Here is a 15,933-nt window from a genome sequence, read left to right as displayed (position 1 = left end):
CTAAAATGGCATTAGTTTGAGAGTAACTGCGCGTTTAATGCTTTAGTAATGCGATCGCCAGAAACTTGTAAGTGGGCTAAGGTGTAAATATCGATGTTTTCACCGAGTTGTTTGAGTCTGGCATCTATGGCTTTTTGCAGTTGTCGCAATTCATACCACGCCAGTGTCCGACCATCTTCAGGGGCATCAGTAGTATGCAACATCATCCCTAGCAAAATATTTAGATATTCTTGTTGCAATGAACGCCGGATGCTAGAAATCGGCTGGAATTCCCCAGGGGCTAAAACTTCTGTCCAGATGCTTGTTTGCAGGGTGTCTAACAATTCTGGAATGGTGAGTGCTTCCCCAGGCTGGGTTTTTAATTCTATATCTTGTAACCGATTTAAGCGATCGCCATCTAATAGCGATCGCAGTATAGCGCTTTGGAAACTCAAAATGCGATCGTGAATCGGATAATCAAGGCGGTAGTTCGGTACAAAACTACCCCAATGTTGCCACCGCGATGGTGCTAACTGATTCAATAATTGCGGTGAAAAATTAAAAGCATTTTCGCTAAATACATATTCTTGTAATTTAGTCAATGCTTGACGTTGTTTTAATAGTGAAACTGGTAGAAATGCCCAGGAAGTATCATCACCAACATGGAGACGCCGAAACGATTGTCCCCCAATATATTGAGAGAGCAATTTAGCGTTACTAAAATAATATAGAAGTACTCTATGGAATAAAACACGCAGGTTACTGTAACTTTCTCCTGGTGATAAATAACCTTTTTCAAGGCGCTGCCACATGACGCGGGCATTATCCATTTGCCACTGGGAATAAACTAGCACATTATTACTCATATCCCAAACATTTGCTAAGGGATTGATGTCTGAAATATCTTCATCTGTTGCGTAAGATAATTCTGGTTGAGGCGAGGCCAAGGCAATCTTTTCCAAAAAAGTTTTTTCCATTTCTGGAATCATTGGCTCAATTTTTACCGATGGGTTAATTTTATAACCATACTCAATTGCCCATTCGTCGTAAGGGCCAATAATCTCTGGAAAATAGTCACCTTGCTGTACTCCCTGTGGTGCCACATTCACGGGTAGATAGTCCATCACCGAACCCACTAAACCTTTAGTGTGAGTAATTTCAGTGTTATTTAACTCTTCGGGTGCTAACATAGTGCTGCCGTGAAAGTTATGCCGCAAACCGAGAGTATGTCCGACTTCATGAGCAATGAGAGAACGCAAATATTGATGCACATATTCTTGCATGGTTTCACTACTTGGTGTCGCGTTTTGCAAAATTGACAACGCCAGTGCCCCCATAGTTGCCTGATTTACAAACCCCTTACCATAGCAAACATCAGAATTCTTTTGTGAACTCAACCCTTGAGAGTTACCACCGTCCAACTGTAAACCGCCACCCGTCACCCCCTTTCCCCACTCCCTATCTTTACATTCTGAAGCTAAAGTAATGTTTTTATTCCCAAATCCCTTGTTGTTTGACTCTACATAGGTGTGATATGTTTGGCGAATTGAGCGCACCATATTCGCATCCACCATAATATCTGCATCCAATATTTCTCCGGTGAGTGGGTTGACGCGGGTTGGTCCTTTGGCAAAACCTCCATCCAGAGAATTGAACCAGCGAATAGTGTTGTAGCGCACATCTCCTGGTTGCCAATCAGCATCATCTGGCATTTGTTGTACTTCAATGGCATTTTGGAATCCGGCTTTTTCAAATGCTTTGTTCCACATCAAGACGCCTTCACTAATTGCATCTCGATACTCTAGTGGCACAGCATTTTCAATCCAAAACACAATTGGTTTTTTGGGTGGAGATAAAGAAGCGTTAGGATCGGATGGTTCTAAATGCCAACGATTAATGTAACGCACAAATTCTTCTTCAAGGTTATTGTGAGAAAAATTTTGGAAGGCAGTAATAAAATATCCTACTCTGTCATCGGCAAGTCTGGGAACATAACCGTTGTTTTCTCTTAGTTGTGAAAAACTGTAATGTACCTTGAGACTAAGTGACCTGCTATCGGGTACGGTGACTAAATTTGCTCCTTCTGGTGAGGAAAAACCGTAAATCGAATCAATCTCTATGTTTTCGGGGAAGCTGTTAACATCACCAAAATAAGACTTGCTTGCGTCCAAGTGATAATCAGCCTGCAAAGAGTATTTTAATAGGAGAGTTAATCCTGGAAAATCCTGCATTAGCAAGTCATCTAGGTCAATTAAAATATTTTTACTAAAGGGATGAATACCATCTATGTCGAGTGAATAAAGAACTGAATCGCTAAATGAACGAGCAAGCGATCGCTGTTCTGATATACTTTCTGTACGAAATTTTACATTCCGAACAACAAAATGCAATTTGTTGTTGATTCGTCGGAAATAAAACAAAAAATCAGCAAGTGGTAACCCGCTATAAATTCCACTTTCGCCAACGCCAGATTCTAATGTTACTGTGGCTAAATAATTTTTATTTAACTGCTCTGGTTTAATTTCTAAGTAAATTTTACCGCAGTCATCACTGCAATAAAGTGTGAAAAGTCCCTCTAGTTTATCTGACCTTTTGACTATTTCACTAAATCGACGAAAATGTTCTTTTCTACTGTTGTCAAAATTATTGTCAGCACTTGCTAAATTTTCAATTACTGGGAACGCATTCAATGACTGCACATCAATATTTTCAAGTTGATTAGCTCCTGCGTAATCCGTTACTAGTAACAAGTTCCACAGTAAAACTAAAAAGATTGCTAATTTCCCGACCCAGTATTTCATCCTTTGGCTTTCCACCTGAAGCAGTTATCGTGTTGAGCAAAACGTTAACTAATGTGTAGATAGCCTAAAACTAGTGTGACTTTTGATTGCTATTAGTAATTCTTCAGGAATTATGCGTTTTCAAGAAGAAATTAATTAGACATGAAATATCTAGGTCTGAAGATAGATAGTTTCTATATCTAAAGACACATGTTTTTTTAGACTATATATTGTATTTAAGGGCAAATGTAACACTAAAATTGTATTGAGTGCTACATTTGGTATGGTAAGAAATCTCAAGCATGAGTTATGTAAATGTGGTTTCGCTAGTAAAATCAGCCTATTTCCAAAGTATTGTTGCCAATTTCACTCATTGCTACCTTAGTGCGCTGCCATCAGACTTTCTTTTGTGGTAGATTCTGGGCGTAGCAAGCTTGAAGAGTATTTTCCAAAAATGGAAAGAGAAGTTGAAGCTAAGGAAAAACCCAAAATTTCTTTTATTTTCAAAATCATAAAACAGGAGTCAGAATACAGAATGGGCTACGCCCCGCTGCGCTAACAGAATTCAGAATACTCTACCCATAAAGGGATAGAGTTTTAAAGCGAGAATATTTTAATTTTTTTCGCCCACCATTCCACTCGCTTTTAACCAATATTCGTCACCCACTCGTACAGAATTCATCCCTGTTTTCTGACTCCTGAGTTCTGAATTCTTCTTATAAATTATTGTTCTTTTCTTGAGCATATAGCGCTGCTTAATCATTTGTGAATAACGAGAACCCCGATTTATTAAATAAGTCGTGGTTCTAAATCTTGTGATTTGATCGCAAATCACATCTTCCCCAGGATTTAAAAAGCTTTGATTTTTCACAAATGAGATATGTCTTTTGTTAGAAGGATAATTATTTTTTTATAGTTAGTCTTTATTTGTACTGAAAAAAGCAACTTCATTCCCATGACAAATTTGATTTCTAAAGCAACTAGTCATATCAGTTTCCTGCTTAAAGGACTTCAGGTAAAACGTTTTTTAGCTGTTGTCTTAGTTGGTTTTCTGGTACTAACGACGAATATGGCTTCTGGGTACAGTAATCAAGACTTAGGCCAGAGAGTTCGTCAACAGGTACAACAAGATGATTCTCGAAGACCGAAAACAACAGGGGAGTGGAATAAAGAAGCTCGTGAAACAGAAGGCTCTCCTGGTAAACGACTTCAGAAAATTGGAGAAGAGTCAGCAGAAGCCTTTAAACAATTTGGCTCGGGGTACGTAGAGGGTGCCCAGAAAACTGCTCGTGATGTACAAGATAATGCAGCACAGGCTGGCAAAGATGTCTCTAAGCAACTTAAACGCTAAATGTTGTGTAAAAGCTGCTATACTTACAGCTTTTTAGTGCGATAAGGGATTACCAAGAAATAAATTATCCAATCTTGTGGGGTGGGCATCTTGCCCGCCCTATGAACTGGGCGGGCGAGACGCCCACCCCACAATAAATAATTGGATATTTTTTTATTTGGAAGTCCCTAAAATACATTGTGTGTGTCGAGGTACAGCATTGCTGTGCCTCGACACCTATTCTATTTATAACTAAAGTTTAGGTAAAAGATACCTGACTACGGAAGCAGCGAGGAAGTAAAATCTGGCGTTGATTTTTCTCAATTTTGTTGGATGGATCTGCACTCCAAAATCTAGATTAATACCAAATAAGTTAGTTAAATAAATTTAGATAATATCCTAGCAAGTTGAGCATAAATAAACTTATTTATATCAAGATTATTATTCGTTATTATAAAGTAGCAAAGGACACTTATTACAAACGTACCAGTAATTAATCTACGAGTTAACCGTACATTTAATTAGAAAAATTGCTACCCACAGTTTTTGTAGAATAGGTTAACTTTTTACTTGCATCTAGAAAACGTCTTTTCTAAAAGTAAGAGGCTTTGAGTTTTGATTTTTCCTTAGTAGGTAAGGAATCTTTTGCCATTGGTTTTTCCAGATGAAGTGAAAACTTAAGTAGACAATGAGTACTTATAGGGGATCGCAAATTACTGTAAATATAATTAATAGTTATGTTTATTTGCACCCACTTACTTGGCAGCCTCAGTAAAAATTAGGGTAATCTTTGCTACTATAAAATAAGTAAAAAATAACATTCAAATAACAGTTGAGTAAGCGTTTGAAAACATGGAACAATAAAGACACACTGAAGGTAGTTAACAAAAAAAGTAGATTAATAATTAGCGATATGAAACAACTTAAGGGCACGCGAAAGCGGGGACTTGTGCTAACTCCTACTGGGTTACAGCGATTGCAAGCGGCGATTTTAGCTGTGGAAAAGGCACAAAATAGAGGCGATCGCTTTACTCTACAAGATCTACGGGTTCGGATGCATGTTTCTACTAAAACTCTCAGCCGATTATGGTCGTTGAATAGAGGTGTAGATCAAAAAACCCTAAAATTGTGCTTTAGTGCCTTTAAGCTAGAATTACGCAGTGAAGACTATACAATCCTAAGCGAACCGAATAATACTGAAAACTCTAAAAGTTCCTCACTGAGTCTAGATACAGAAGAAGTAAATTTATCGCAGTCTTTGTACTTAGAATCATTTATTACCCAAGACCGCGAACAATTTGAAAATCTTTGGTCATATCCAGATGGCCCGGTGCCTCTAGATTCGCCCTTTTATGTCGATCGCCCCCCCATTGAAGAACTGGTTTATCGAGAAGTCACTCAACCAGGTTCTTTGATCTGGATTCGAGCGCCAAGAGAGATGGGTAAAAGCTCTCTGGTGCTACGGTTATTAGCTTTTGCACAGATGCAAGGTTATCGCACGGTGAACTTGAATTGTAACCAAATCGATGCCAGCTGTCTGACAGACTTAAATAAGCTTTTGCGTTCTCTTTGCTGGCGAGTTGCAACAGAATTAGGCATTGATCCGAAGCTCGATGATAGCTGGAATGATGACATAGGTTCTAAATTGAGTTGCACTTTATACTTACAATCTTATTTACTCAAGCAGAGCGAAAGCCCAGTGGTTTTTGTATTGAATGAGATTGACAGCTTTTTTGAACATCCTCAAATTGCTCAGGAGTTGTTTGCTTGCTTACACTCTTGGTATGAAGCAGCACGACAAGATATCAACTTGCAAAAGCTGAGGCTAGTGGTGGTTTACTCCACGGATGTCTATGTCTGGCAAGATATCAACCACTCGCCATTGAATATGGGGCTACCTATCCGCCTAAGTGAATTTACTAAAGAGCAAGTAGAATATTTAGCCAGAAGACATGGGTTAAACTGGTCTTCTGGAAACGAGGTTACGCGACTGATGTCGCTAGTGGGGGGACATCCAGCACTGATTCGGATTGGTCTGTATTATCTATGCTGCCAAGGAATCACCTTAGAAAATCTCATAGAAGAGGCGATCGCTAATGGTGGCATCTACCGCTATCATTTATGGCGACACTGGGCAATTCTGCAAGAAAAACCCAATTTAGCAAAGGCATATGCTGAAGTTGTCACCAGAACGCAAAACTTTTCTCTCAATCCCGTTGATGCTTATAAACTCGAAAGTTTGGGGTTGATTCGCTACCAGAGCGATCGCATCTTACCGCGTTGCGAACTCTATCGCGCTTACTTTGAAAAACAACTATCCACATTTTTTGAATGATGAGGCTGCAAGGCAAAAGTAAAAATAGAAAAGTGAAAACAAAGAAGTCTGATTTCGTAGGCTTTTTAGCTATCTCACATGCTAAGTTTATTTGCGCCCTGATGTCAGATTACTGGTTCGCCAAAATAGACGAACCATTTAAAATCCTTGAAAAACTTACCCTATAAACTTTTTACTTTTTATTTTTTACTTCTGCCTTGGGGTACTACCTATTTATATATCAATCGGCCTTCGACATCACTATTAAGAAGTTGGTGAGAGCTAAAGTATTCCTCAAGAACATTCTGGGCTGATGTTGTGACTACTTTTGCATCGCCTAATTTTGTTAATTCTTCAGGGGTTATACCTAGACATAAAGTTGAGCTTTTGTAAAAATATTCCTGTAGACAGATGGTGTATTGCTTATCTGCCTGCACGGGAGTTTCATTAATACTTAAAGACTCAAGCCTTTTTTCTACATCATTGTAAACTGCCTTAATACCTTTATTTACCTGAAAACATTGACTTTCACCTGGTTTTCTGTTTTCTGCTCTCATGATATGTGTAAATATCTGAGTGAGTTGTTGACCAGTAACTTTAAGTCTAAAAAGTGGACCGTCATAAGGGTAAGCTCCTTTAAGATCGCTCAATGTAACTAAAGGACCTAACTGCTTTACACGTATTGAACCACTTGCTACCAACACTACATCAGACATAACTGATTCAGCCAAACTATCAGTAATTAAGTTACCCAATTCAGTTTCTACTTCACGCTGAGGATGGGTCAATTGACGTGTTAATCGGCAAATCAGTCGATTATATTTGCGGTCTACCTCTTCTTTGAAAAGATTAATAAACTTTTCTAGTTCGGCATCTGGCTCTGCAAGATTTTTATCCACAGGGATGAGTTGCCACTTCCACTCAACAATGCTGTTAGTATCGTCGTCCACCGTAATATCGAAACGTCCAATTTGGTCTGTACCAACTCCTGCTTGTGTAATCAAAATGTTATTGACTTCGGCTGGTTGTTCTAAAAATGTATGAGAGTGCCCACCAATTATCATATCTACACCCCAGACCGGATCTAGCATTGCAGCTAGTTTTTGATCTTGTTCAAAACCGATATGTGTCAGCAGAATTGTTAGATCAATATCATCATTTTTGTATGCATCGCAAATCTTACCTACTTCTGCTGCGGCATCTTCCAAACTGACAAATGTACCAATACTCGTGTCAAGTCTTAAGGAGTTAAGCACTTCTTCAGTTACAATTCCGATGAACATAATATCAAATCCATCTACATTTAGGATTAGATAAGGATTCATCAATCGTTTATTGTACTTTTTAATATATAAGTTGGCATTGACGATGGGAAAATTCGCCATCTTTTCCAAGAAAAGTAAGTGAGGAAAACCATAATCTAATTCGTGGTTTCCTAAAGTTACTACGTCAGGAGCGAGGTAATTCATGATTTCTATAGTTGAAATACCTTTGTATTCAGTATCAATCATAGATCCCTGAACCATATCGCCAGAAATGACAAAAAGTGTATTTTTCTCTTCTTGACGCACCTTATTCAGATATCCTGACAGCAGCGACAGCCCACCAATTAGATGACCCTCGGCACCCTTAGCTTCTGCCAAAAAGTCTCCATGCATATCATTGGAATGTAAAATCGTAAACTTTTTGAACCGCTCTGTAGTCGTTGTCATCGTTTTTTACCTCAAAGAATTAACCCGATCGCTATGACAATTTAAGCAATAATGGCTATCGGATCATATCACGCTGATCAATCTAACTTAGCAATAGCCTTGTTATATTCTGTTTACATTTCTTTAATTCCAGTTACATCCATTTTAACTACTGTAATGAAAGGGTCAGATCATCCGCATTCTGGTTATTACATTTAAGGAGCGATCGCTCGTTATTAATTCAGCGAATTTAACTATACAAATGATAAATTTTGATTGACATTTTGAGTAGTTTCAGCTTGAGTTAGCAAAGCGATCGCAGCGCAACTAAGCAAGTTAGCACAATCAAATAAAACTATCTGAATAAAAATGCAGTAGACTGAAACCCTGATATATATTGCCTGTTACCTGATTCAAATGACAATTATTGACACCAAGTTATAATTAAGTAGCTAACCAATAAAGCTGATATTCCTCAATTAAAAATGTTCCATTATTAGAAGACATTTTAAAAAAGAAGTAATAATCTCCTGGCTCCCAAATACTAAATTCTTGCTCCTGTTCTTGAGCCTTAGCCGTAGAGCCACCGTTAGGAATAGTCATGCTAGCAACCTGTGTTTCAGCGTCCGCTTTCATTAAAAAAACTTCCAGCAGACAGAAACCTTTTAATTCAGCAGAATAACGAATTTTGAATCTGATTTTACCTCCATTCCGTAGGGTTTTTTGAATAGCAAATTTTTCCGTTTTGATCGTATTCCCAGACAATTGAATATCTTTGCCTTGTGTTAATATTTGACTTTTTCTTTGGTTTAATGAAGTCATGATTTTTACTCCTAAGAACAGAGAGGGAATTGAGATATAGGACTCGTATTGGATTTGCGAACTTAGTTTTAAACTCGGAAATAGGCAATAAATAGGTAAACTACAATAGGTAAAGATTAATTATCTCTTGCCTATTGCTTAAATAAGTAAGTCATTTTCAAATCAAATCGGATTCCTGTAATCGGGATGCCGATAAATGCCTTTTGTTTTGCCAAGTTTGTATCTTCTCATTATTGCTAATAAAAGGCAATGCCAGATCAGACAGTTAAAAAAATAGTTAATAAGACAGTTAAGACAGTTAAGACAGTTAAGACAGTTAAGACAGTTAACGCTCTTTTATTACTCTCGTCAGATTAAATTTGAAACCCTATTTTTGCGTTAGTCCGCGCAGGCGGACGAGAGTTTGTGTAGCCGCGATTTCTAATCGCTTGGATTACTTAAGACATAACTTGGCGATTATTTGATCGCCGTGCTTAAATGTCAAAACAAAAATAGACGAATTTTTTGCTAAATTCAGATAGCAATCAAAGATTTATTACGAAAAAACTTGGGTTTGCAAATAGCAGACTTCACTAGTAAAAGTAACAGATTGTACTACACTTATTTCAAAAAATATTTATAATTGTTTAATGATTGTGCTTCAAAACTAAATTAGGGACTTCCAAGGAAAAAATATTCCATAGTCGGGTAGCACAGCTGTCCTACCCGAAAATGTATAAATACAGGACTTACGCAAAATCATGAAAAAACCTAGACGCAAAGGACACATTCGCGCAGCGTCTCGCAGAGAAGAAATAAGAGTTTCAGAGAGTTTTTGCGTAAGTCCTAAAATAATTTGGGATAATTTATTTTCTGGAAGTCCCTTATTAAATAAGGGAATAGGCAGTGGGGGCTGGGGAGCAGAGGGGAAAGAGGTAATTCTTCATTCTCCCCCTAGTCCCTAGAGCCTCTTCCCAATGCTCCATAGTCCAGTACCCAATCCCAAGTCCCTTTTAGGTTTCCTCAAATGAGATACCAAGTTGGCGGTAGTCTCCACACCAATGATCCCACGTACATTGTACGTCAGGCAGACAACAAACTTTATACTAGTTTGAAAGCTGGTCATTTTTGCTACGTCTTCAGCTCTCGCCAAATGGGTAAATCATCTTTATTACAGCGAACAAGTCATCGCCTCAAGCAAGAAGGCTATAAATGTGTTTACTTAAATGTGACGCAATTAGTTAGTGACGATATTACACCAGCACAATGGTATAAAAGCATCATCATCAGCTTGTTATACGGCTTAAATTTGGCAGAACAGGTTAACTTTAACCAGTGGTGGAAGATGCAAGCGAGTCTTTATCCTCTGCAAAAACTATACCAGTTTGTTGAAGAAATTTTGCTACCAAATGTCAAGAGCGATCGTCAAACAGAGGGTATTTTCATCTTCATTGATGAGATTGATAGTCTGCTGAGTTTGAATTTTCCTGTTAACGACTTTTTTGTCTGGATTCGTTATTGCTACAATCAACAGGCATACCACTCAAATTTCCAACGTTTGGGGTTTGCATTATTTGGAGTAGCCAGTCCATCGGGCTTAATTGCAGACAAACACCAAACACCTTTTAACATTGGTACGGCTATAGAGTTATTTGACTTTCAATTAGATGAAGCTAAACCATTGCTAGAAGGGTTAAAGAAAGTCATCAGCCAACCAGAAGTTGTGTTGCAAGAGATTATCTACTGGAGTGGGGGACAACCTTTTTTAACCCAAAAACTCTGTCAGCTAGTTATGCAAACTGCCTTAAAAACATCAACTGGGAAAATTGATTTATCTCCCAAAACTGAAGCGTGTTGGGTAGAAGAATTGGTGCGATCGCACATTATCCAAGACTGGGAATCACAAGATGAACCACAACACTTTCGCACCATTCGCGATCGCCTACTTTTTTTCAACCAACAGCAGGCAGGACGCTTACTAAGTCTTTATCACCAGATATTGCAAGCAGAGGTAGCAGAGGCGTACAGTAGTAAAAGATCAGCAGAAATACGGGGAAAAAGAACAACTAGTGCCCCATGTCCTATACCTATTGACGATAGCCCAGAACAGACAGAGCTTTTACTATCGGGATTAGTCGAGAAGCACAACGGCTATCTGAGAATTAAAAATCCTATTTACCAGACTATCTTCAATTTTGAATGGGTGTTAACTCACCGAAACAGTGCTACAAGGGGAGCAATGCTCAGTCCTCAATAAAGGGCACAGCAGTGCTGTGCCCCTACGAAAGATGTGGTTTTTGAATGACCCATGTTTGGTATTTCCTGTCAATGCCTAATACCATTTCACGAAAACCTTGATACAGATAGATTTCTCGTAGGGGCACGGCAGTGCCGTGCCCTTACTAACTTGTGTATACACCGTAGCCTTGCTAAGGCGGGGTGGGGTTCTTTTTTTGATTTATGCAAGAAGTCTAATGATTTTGATGGTTTTGTCGGATAGACCACATAGCCTGTCCCTTGTATATTCGAGCGGGCTGTCTGGCTTACCCTACAAGAATCATGAGTGTTATTCATAGCTTATTGACATAGACAAAAAGCTATGGGATATTAAACTACGGTAATTTTACAGATTTACCGTAGTAAATATCAAATTCCTTATTAAAGGCTTTCAAAAACTGAAGGGTTAATTCGCCGAAGTATGGAAAAGTCTAGGAATTCGCTTTTTGCAGAAGCGGAGGAAAGGTTGCATATATTTTAGGCTGTGCGACCGATTTTTTCCTGCCTAATCTATCTGATTCAGTTAGGCGAGTTGTTTATGGTGTCTACTGAGATGAAATACAAATGAGAACTATCTTTGCAAAAACGATCGCGATCGCCACAAGTGCTGCTTCTATATCAATAACCTCCCTAATGGTGATAGCACCTGCTCAGGCAGCATCATTTACCGGATTTTCGTTTAAAACTAATGTCACAGCTACTCCTATTAACGACCCTACAGGAAATCTGCTTAATGATCCTACAAGGGATATCCGCCTGGACTCAGTGGAATTTAATGGAAGAAGCATTAGCAATTTTGAAGTTGTCAAGCAAGCAGAGATTCTGCAAAACGACACTTACACGCTCCCCGATAGCAGTGTACTAGGCGTACTGAATTCAGGACGAGGCCTCAATACTGCCGACGACGACTTGCTTGTAGAAGGACCTTCAAAACCAAACCCAACCGCTCAAGACATTGCTGACAGTTTGGGCAACTTAAATCTGAATAGCATTTTGGTAACGCGAGAAAATGCAAATAAAGCTAGCATCGAGGTCTCTTTCGCAAATCCCGTGAATACCTTCTTTTTTTGGGAGCGTGGCGGAACAGCAGGTGGAACAGTTGCAGGCGATAGCGATTTATTAGTTGAAGCTTTGGATGACAATAATGCAGTTATAGCAACTTACAAAATATTGAGGCAAAACTACACAAAAGCCGACTATAACATCAGTACTGTGGTTGCTCCTATCCTTAACAATGGGCCTTTCAATATTGGTTCTATCGGTATTACTTTGGATGGAATCACCACCAAAACACTGCGATTAACCAGCTCTAACAATAACGGGCTGATTCCTAATATTCCTAACGATAACGGGCCAGATTTCAAGGTTGTGGCAGCAAAAGTTGAAGTTGTTCCCGAACCCACTACTATTGTGGGCGTACTAGTAGCCAGTGGCTTAGGGATTATCTTAAAGCGTAAAAGAACAGTTACACCCTGATCTAGCAATCAGCTTTTACACTTCAAGTAATATAGTTGGCGGAAATAATTTTAAAACTGTTTTGAGAGAAAAATCATGGTCATTACACAAAGACGTAAACTTGGGCGTTCAGGACTAGAAGTCTCACCAATATCCTTTGGTGGCAACGTTTTTGGGTGGACAATTGATGAGAATACTTCATTTGAGATTTTAGATAACTTCATAGCGGCTGGAGGTAATTTTATTGACACAGCCGATGTTTATTCTAAATGGGTTCCAGGAAACCAAGGTGGAGAATCTGAGACAATTTTAGGAAAATGGCTCAAGCAGCGTGGTCATCGTGACCAAGTGGTGATTGCAACTAAAGTTGGCAGCGATATGGGTGTTAAAGGCAAAGGACTTTCTCATAAACACATCCAACAAGGTATTGAAGACTCATTGCAAAGGTTACAAACTGATTATATCGATCTATATCAATCGCATATTGACGATGAAAGTACTCCAATTGAAGAGACTCTTGAAACCTACGCTTCATTGATTCGTCAGGGAAAAGTACGTGCGATTGGTGCTTCAAATTATAGTGGTTCTCGTCTGCTACAGGCATTAGAAATCAGCCGTCAGCATAGCTATCCTCGCTACGAAAGCCTTCAGCCCCGTTATAACTTGTATGACCGAGATGGTTATGAGCAGGATTTACAACAAATTTCCCAAGAACATGAAATTGGTGTGATTAGTTATTCTTCCATTGCTAGTGGCTTTTTATCTGGTAAATACCGCTCAGAAAAAGATTTGTCTATTAGTGCCCGTGGTAATGCGATAAAAAAATATTTAAATCCTCGTGGTTTCGCAATTTTAGAGGCAATCTATCGAGTAGCAAAAACTTATAATTCTACTCCCACCCAAGTTTCTCTGGCGTGGCTAATTGCTAATCCGACCATCACCGCTCCTATTGTTAGTGCAACAAACCTCGATCAACTCAACGATATCATCAAAGCTGTCAATCTTCATCTCGACCAAGATGCTATTAGTCTTCTCAATCAAGCCAGTTCATAAAAGAGATTGGCAACTAGTTGTTTCTCAAGCTTTCTAATAGTAATTCTCTGTAAACTTGCATTAAATAATTATTAACTTATTTCTTACTTTGCGCTCTTTGCGTCCTTTGCGGTTCATTTAATAAAGAATGTAGCCACAAAAAAACAAGCGAAAAATTAACTCTTTAAGACTTTGAAATCAAGCAATCTCAGGAATTTATGAGTTTATGAATACAGAAACTTTTCAGATGCCGTCAGCACAGAGTGTGATTACAGCCGATGTTTTAGTTTTAGGTGGTGGTCCTGCTGGCACTTGGGCAGCCCTTTCTGCGGCAAGACAAGGTGCCCGCGTCGTCCTAGCCGATAAGGGATATTGCGGTACGTCAGGAGCAACAGCTCCATCCAATACTGGGGCGTGGTATCTTCCCAAAGGCGCACAACGTGATGCAGAAATTGAGCGGCGGTTGTCGCGGTCAACAGGACTTGCCGATCGCCGTTGGTTGCAGCGTGCCATCGAGCAGGCGCAAAGAGGTTTAGATGACTTAGCAAATAGCGGCTATCCCTTTCCTTTTGACGATGAAGGCAATCCCTATCGTGCTAACTTGCGAGGGCCAGATTATATGCGCTTCATGCGCCAAAGAGCGATCGCTGCTGGTGTACGCATTCTTGACCATCATCCCGCACTGGAACTACTTTCAGCGGATGGTGCGATCGCAGGTGCGGCAGGTATCCATCCGCGCAGTGGGAATCGCTGGGAAGTCAGAGCAGGTGCCGTGGTGCTGGCCACTGGCGGCTGCGCTTTTCTGTCCCATGCACTAGGTTGCGACGGCAATACCGGCGATGGTTATCTTATGGGAGCAGAAGCAGGCGTCAGACTATCTGGCATGGAGTTTTCCTCCCAATATGGCTTGGCACCCGCTCATACTTCAGTAACCAAAGGGCTAACATTCTCCTTTGCTAGTTTTTATTTGGAAGATGGTTCTCCTTTGCCAGAGACAGGGGAAGATCGATCTGTACGCATCGCCCGCCAGCTAATAGCAGGTGAAAAAGTATATGCCCTGATGGATCGCGGCAATCCCGTTGAACATGATTGGTTGCGCCAGGGTCAGCCTAACTGCTTTTTACCATTTGAGCGCATCGGATTAGATCCATTTAAGCAGCGCTTCCCAGTCACACTACGCTCAGAAGGTACTGTTCGCGGAGTCGGCGGACTGGAAATCATCAATGATGATTGCGCTACAACAGTGCCCGGACTTTATGTTGCCGGGGATGCAGCCTCTCGTGAAAATCTTACAGGGGCTGTGTCCGGGGGAGGAAGCCCTAATGCGTCCTGGGCTATTGCCAGCGGCACTTGGAGCGGTTATGCAGCGGCAGTTTTTGCAGCCTCCCTTGGCGACAAAGCAGAGACACGCTTGGTTCATGGCTTAGGTAAAGCGGGTTTGCGTCCCCGTAAACACCAGATAGAAGATGGACTGATCTCAGAAGTGATTAGTGCTGTTCAGGCTGAAACTTTGCCCCTGGATGTCAATTTCTTTCGTTCTGGAGACAGGATTGGGCTGTCGCGGGAACGTCTGGATGCAGTATGGAAGGATATTCGCGATCATCTGGTAGGCGAAGGTCGCAATGCGGTGCGGGCAAGGGAAGCGGCGGCAATGACAGCCACAGCTCGCTGGATCTGGGCGAGTGCAGATGCCCGCCAGGAAAGCCGAGGAATGCACCGACGCACGGATTTCACAACAACCGATGTGCAACAAACACGGCGAATCTTGACCGATGGTATCGATGATGTTGTGGTTGTTACCGAACAAAATCAGTGGAAAGAGGTAGCGTGATGATCGAAATTGTGAATGGCGATCGCTGTATTGGATGTGATATCTGCGTGAAAGTTTGCCCACGCGATGTATTCGATTCTGGAGCCGACGGGTTAGCCGTAATTGCTCGCAAGTCAGATTGTCAGACTTGCTTTTTGTGTGAACTGTATTGTCCTGTGGATGCTCTTTATGTGTCGCCTCACGCCGAAGTCGATGATCAAGTTGACTCCGAAGAGTTAATTGCCCAAAACTTGCTAGGTAGTTACACCCGTCACATGGGTTGGTCTCGCGGCAAAATGGGAGGGACTGAGAAAGATCCAACGCGACAACTCAGGGGTTTCAACAGAGTAGGACGGGAGAATGAGAAAGTCACACCAGAGGCAGAGGGACAGGGGGCAGGGGCAGAGGGTAAATCCTGTAGATATAGTGGAATACACTAGTACCGCAAGGCGGAATTCGTAATT

Annotated in this window: 11 protein-coding genes; 7 read left to right on the top strand and 4 right to left on the bottom strand. The window is 40.5% G+C overall.

Annotation, left to right across the window (positions count from 1 at the left end; genetic code table 11):
- Positions 1–11: 11 nt before the first annotated feature.
- A complete protein-coding gene (locus tag IQ276_RS19830) occupies positions 12–2,780 on the bottom strand; it encodes a zinc-dependent metalloprotease (RefSeq protein ID WP_193913596.1) in 2,769 nt (922 codons plus the stop codon).
- Between the two features lie 592 nt (positions 2,781–3,372).
- Entirely contained in the window at positions 3,373–3,630 is a 258-nt protein-coding gene (locus IQ276_RS19825) for a hypothetical protein (protein WP_193913594.1), read from the bottom strand.
- Positions 3,631–3,714: 84 nt separating this feature from the next.
- Here IQ276_RS19825 and IQ276_RS19820 point away from each other — a divergent pair, with 84 nt between their 5' ends.
- On the top strand, positions 3,715–4,110 hold the full coding sequence (locus IQ276_RS19820; RefSeq protein WP_193913593.1) for a hypothetical protein: 396 nt from the start codon (positions 3,715–3,717) through the stop codon (positions 4,108–4,110).
- A gap of 892 nt (positions 4,111–5,002) precedes the next feature.
- Entirely contained in the window at positions 5,003–6,424 is a 1,422-nt protein-coding gene (locus tag IQ276_RS19815; RefSeq protein ID WP_193913591.1) for an AAA-like domain-containing protein, read from the top strand.
- A 209-nt stretch (positions 6,425–6,633) separates the two neighbouring features.
- Here IQ276_RS19815 and IQ276_RS19810 read toward each other — a convergent pair whose 3' ends face one another.
- Positions 6,634–8,115 (bottom strand): bifunctional metallophosphatase/5'-nucleotidase, encoded by a 1,482-nt coding sequence (locus tag IQ276_RS19810; RefSeq protein ID WP_193913589.1) that lies wholly within the window; start codon positions 8,113–8,115, stop codon positions 6,634–6,636.
- Between the two features lie 423 nt (positions 8,116–8,538).
- The gene (locus tag IQ276_RS19805) at positions 8,539–8,916 is read right to left on the bottom strand and encodes a hypothetical protein (protein ID WP_193913587.1); all 378 of its coding nucleotides are present in this window, start codon (positions 8,914–8,916) and stop codon (positions 8,539–8,541) included.
- A gap of 1,006 nt (positions 8,917–9,922) precedes the next feature.
- On the opposite strand from IQ276_RS19805, the gene IQ276_RS19800 reads away from it, so the two are divergent.
- The 5 genes from IQ276_RS19800 to IQ276_RS40725 all read left to right on the top strand — a co-directional run bounded on the left by IQ276_RS19800 (position 9,923) and on the right by IQ276_RS40725 (position 15,909).
- A complete protein-coding gene (locus tag IQ276_RS19800) occupies positions 9,923–11,152 on the top strand; it encodes an AAA-like domain-containing protein (RefSeq protein ID WP_193913585.1) in 1,230 nt (409 codons plus the stop codon).
- 584 nt (positions 11,153–11,736) lie between these two features.
- Positions 11,737–12,648, top strand: coding sequence for an exosortase-dependent surface protein XDP2 (locus IQ276_RS19795; protein WP_193913583.1), 912 nt, complete (start codon positions 11,737–11,739; stop codon positions 12,646–12,648).
- A gap of 75 nt (positions 12,649–12,723) precedes the next feature.
- Positions 12,724–13,680 (top strand): aldo/keto reductase, encoded by a 957-nt coding sequence (locus IQ276_RS19790; protein ID WP_193913581.1) that lies wholly within the window; start codon positions 12,724–12,726, stop codon positions 13,678–13,680.
- A 205-nt stretch (positions 13,681–13,885) separates the two neighbouring features.
- A complete protein-coding gene (locus tag IQ276_RS19785) occupies positions 13,886–15,490 on the top strand; it encodes an FAD-dependent oxidoreductase (RefSeq protein ID WP_193913579.1) in 1,605 nt (534 codons plus the stop codon).
- Positions 15,490–15,909 carry a 4Fe-4S dicluster domain-containing protein gene (locus tag IQ276_RS40725; protein ID WP_193913606.1) on the top strand — a complete coding sequence of 140 codons (420 nt, stop codon included), beginning with the start codon at positions 15,490–15,492 and terminating at the stop codon, positions 15,907–15,909. The genes IQ276_RS19785 and IQ276_RS40725 overlap by 1 nt, the downstream gene beginning before the upstream one ends.
- Positions 15,910–15,933 lie beyond the last annotated feature (24 nt).

It is taken from the genome of Desmonostoc muscorum LEGE 12446, assembly GCF_015207005.2.
In the GTDB taxonomy this organism is placed as follows: Bacteria; Cyanobacteriota; Cyanobacteriia; order Cyanobacteriales; family Nostocaceae; genus Nostoc; species Nostoc muscorum.
This window is presented reverse-complemented; position numbering and strand designations above follow the sequence as displayed.